General features: G+C 57.9%; 4 protein-coding genes. 1 reads left to right on the forward strand and 3 read right to left on the reverse strand.

Annotation, left to right across the window (positions count from 1 at the left end):
* From AAC035_RS19780 to AAC035_RS19790, 3 genes are all read right to left on the reverse strand, one after another.
* Positions 1-346: DUF3015 family protein (locus AAC035_RS19780; protein ID WP_339806837.1), on the reverse strand; the 346-nt coding region annotated here is incomplete at its 3' end.
* A gap of 274 nt (positions 347-620) precedes the next feature.
* A complete protein-coding gene (locus AAC035_RS19785; protein ID WP_339806838.1) occupies positions 621-1,745 on the reverse strand; it encodes a high-affinity branched-chain amino acid ABC transporter substrate-binding protein in 1,125 nt (374 codons plus the stop codon).
* A gap of 188 nt (positions 1,746-1,933) precedes the next feature.
* A complete protein-coding gene (locus AAC035_RS19790; RefSeq protein WP_339806839.1) occupies positions 1,934-2,896 on the reverse strand; it encodes a CDC27 family protein in 963 nt (320 codons plus the stop codon).
* A 224-nt stretch (positions 2,897-3,120) separates the two neighbouring features.
* On the opposite strand from AAC035_RS19790, the gene AAC035_RS19795 reads away from it, so the two are divergent.
* On the forward strand, positions 3,121-3,405 hold a 285-nt coding region (locus AAC035_RS19795), incomplete at its 3' end, for a MarR family transcriptional regulator (RefSeq protein WP_339806840.1).

Raw genomic sequence — 3,405 nt, forward strand, 5'->3', positions numbered from 1 at the left:
GACGCTGTTCGCAGTTGACGATGTGATGCCAGCCTACGCCCAGCAGTACCGCCAGGGTTTCCAGGTTTTCGCCGGTACCACGGGACATGTCACGGGCAACCTTGTCGATGTTGCTGTCCATGTACATGGCCATGGACTGAACTGACTGGTTGGTCTGGCAGCCGAGTGTGCCGGTGGTCATGCCAAAAGTCTGGTTACCAAAGGTGGCGTTGGTGGTTGCTGCCAGTACGTGGGGCGCAATGCCGGACTGTCCCTTCCAGATCATTGCGCCTACGCCACAGCCGGGCTGGGCAAAAGCGACACTGGAAGCGCCGAGAAGAATGACACCTGCGATCAGTTTTTTCATTTTTCAATCCTTTCTATTGGTTGTACGTCGCTGACACACCTGGAGTTCCGTCGTGTGCCTGGTTTCTCTTGTCGTGCGGGCTGTCCGGCGCGCTGAACATACAAACGTTCTGCAGGTTAAGGCGCAATGGGCACCCCCACTCTACGACCGTGTGACTGTAACGGATACAGTCTGACCGTTACCCAAGAGTATATCCGAGTGGCCTTAAAGGCCAATTTTGGTCGCTGAATTTCAACAATTACCCCGGGTCTTACCGTCAGGTGGCTAGCGGTTGCTACCGGTTGCTTGCCTGGTCAACGGGTGTCCGGGTGCCGTCGGCGTGCCAGCGGAAGACCTCGAAATCAAACGAGGTGAGATCGCCATTTTCCTGAAAGCGGAGGATACCGAGAGGGGTATCGAATTCACCGCTGCGCAGGGCCTGCGCCACCGCAATGGGGTCGTCGGACCCGGCCCGGCGAACGCCTTCGGCAATCAGCTGCACGGCCGTGAAGGCGGGCAGCACGAAGGGGCCGGAGGTGTCCCGGTTGTTTTCGGCAAAGGCCTTTACCAGGTCCTGATTCCGGGGACGTTCATCAAAGTTGGGGGGCAGGGTGAGCAGCAGTCCCTCGGCAGCTTCACCCGCGGTATAGTTCAGATCGCGGTTGCCGACGCCTTCCGGGCCCATAAACACGGCGTTGAATCCGGCTTCACGACTCTGGCGCAGGATCAGGGCGAGTTCCGGGTGATAACCGCCGTAGTACACGTGGCTGATGCCTGCCTGTTGCATGCGGCTGATCAGGGCGGAGAAATCCCGCGCACCGGCGGCAACGCCTTCAAATACCGGAACGTCAACACCGGCCGATTGCAGCGTGGTGCGAACTTCTCGCGCAATGCCCTCGCCGTATTGTTGCTGGTCATGGATGATGGCCACCTTGTCCGGCGACAGGCTGGCCAGATACCGGGCCGCGACCGCGCCCTGCATGCTGTCGAGACCGATGGTACGGAACACCAGCTTGTAGCCGCGGCGGGTAATTTCGGGATTGGTGGATGCCGGGGTGATCATCAGAATGCCACTGGCCTCGTAGATATCAGAGGCGGGCTGGGTTGAGCTGGAGCACAGATGACCGACCACGAAGCGGACGCCCTGGCTGACCATTTTATTGGCCGCTGCAACGGCCTTTCTGGGGTCGCAGGCGTCATCGGCCTCAATGGCGACCAGGGGTTGGCCGTCTATGCCGCCGGCGGCGTTGATCTGCTCGATGGCCATGCGGGCGCCGGAGAACTGCATGTCACCGTACTGGGCGACCGGACCGCTCAGCGGACCGACAATGCCGATACGGATCTCTGCAAGGCTCAGTCCCGGGCCTGACAGAAGGGCGATCAGCCCTGCGACCACTGCTGTCCTGAGAAACAATGACATCACGAGAATCCTTTTGTCAGCTATGTCCTTTTCGGGCTCAACCGTGAACCGGGAAACACTGAATGCTCAGGAAATACTACGCCCATGGAGCGGTCATTGCATCCGGGCAATGTAGCGACCCGAATGCCGGTCACCCATGGTGAGGCCTGCTTTGCAAAAACAGGCACACAGCAGGCAGACGGTAACGGTCAGACGTGGTCGTTGGTGGGCTCGTCGGTGTCTTCCGGGTAGACCAGCTCACGGAATGCCTTGTGGTCTGTCAGTCGGGCAAAACTGGGGTCGACGGAGGCATCGTCCCGGTAGGCATCCGAAATCTCGACGGCCTTGCTGAGGTTGCTGATGGCGTCCTCCCAGCGACCAATTTCGGCACAGGCACAGGCCAGCTGGTAATGGGCATGGCCGTTATCCGGTGCCAGTTTGAGAGCCCGCTGGCACAGACTGATGGCCCACAGGGGTTCCTGCATTTCCAGCACCGCATCGGCCTTGAAGCTGAGGGCTTCAACATCGTCCGGGCGCAGATCAAGAATCCGGTCGTAGGCCGAGATCTTGTTCTGCTGGGAGGTTTCCTGACTGGCTTTCAGCCACAGGGAATGAACCTCATTGGTCTGTTCGATTTCCACCTGGTTCTTGTGAATGATGTCGGATTTTTGCTGCAGCAGTTCCTCAATGGACTCCAGCCGATTTTCGTATTCGATAACCAGCTCATTGACCCGCTTTTCTGCCAGGGTGGCGAGCTGATTGCGCATGTCGCGGATCGAGTTCCAGCCCAGCATGACCAGAATAGAGGTGGCACCGGCAATCAGATAAAAGAAGTAGGTAACCGTGTCGGTGGCGTAGGACATGGTTTTGTCGGCTACCGACAGTTCTTTCTCGACCACTTTTTCGATCAGTTCTGCCCGGGTGTTCTGCATTTCGGTACGCAGCGCCTTGGTTTCCTCCAGCAGGTAGAGTTCCACGAAAGGCGTGTACATGGGTTCTTCCAGTTCGCCGATTTCTGCTGCCAGCTGTTCCTGGGTGGGACCCTCTGGCGTGGCAGCGGTTTGTGCCGTCACAGTTCCGGCGAACAGTGCCAGAGTCAGCGCCATGATAAACAGCACGGAAGCGGCCAGATGGTGAAGCGGGTGAGGAATGCGACGGTTTGCTGGGTGCATGACAGATCCTGTCGGTTTGCCGTTATTTCAGGACGCAAACCTTAGCATATTAGGCCAGGGGAGAGGGGTTTTGCCACGGAAACCACTGATCAGCAGCTATCGAACGAATAGTCACTTTGCCACGGGAGAGCAGGCTGTGCGCAGAACTACTGCTTGCTTTTTTCAGAACAAAGACCTCTAATAGTTAGAGGTATAAAGGAATGGCAATTTGAATGGTGAGCGAGATGTCCGACCATAGTCTGAATGATCCGGTATTAACCTCCGTCCGCCAGTCGGCCGACGAGGCATTTGAAGCAAAAAGCTATGAGCAGGTGCTGGTTGCCTTGCGGCGGGTGATTCGCGCAACGGATCTGCATTCCAAGCAGCTCAGCAAGCACGCCGGTCTGACCGGGCCTCAGCTGCTGATTATGCGCACGATTCGCGATCTTGGCGAGGTGACCATCGGTACCATCGCCGATCATGTCAGTCTCAGTCAGGCGACGGTCACTACGATTCTGGACCGGCTGGAG

The sequence above is a fragment of the uncultured Marinobacter sp. genome, from assembly GCF_963974375.1.
Lineage (GTDB): Bacteria > Pseudomonadota > Gammaproteobacteria > Pseudomonadales > Oleiphilaceae > Marinobacter.

Coding starts and splice junctions, on each gene's coding strand:
- AAC035_RS19785 (WP_339806838.1), bottom strand. CDS start 1,745: ATGTCATTGTTTCTCAGGACAGCAGTGGTCGCAGGGCTGATCGCCCTT.
- AAC035_RS19790 (WP_339806839.1), bottom strand. CDS start 2,896: ATGCACCCAGCAAACCGTCGCATTCCTCACCCGCTTCACCATCTGGCC.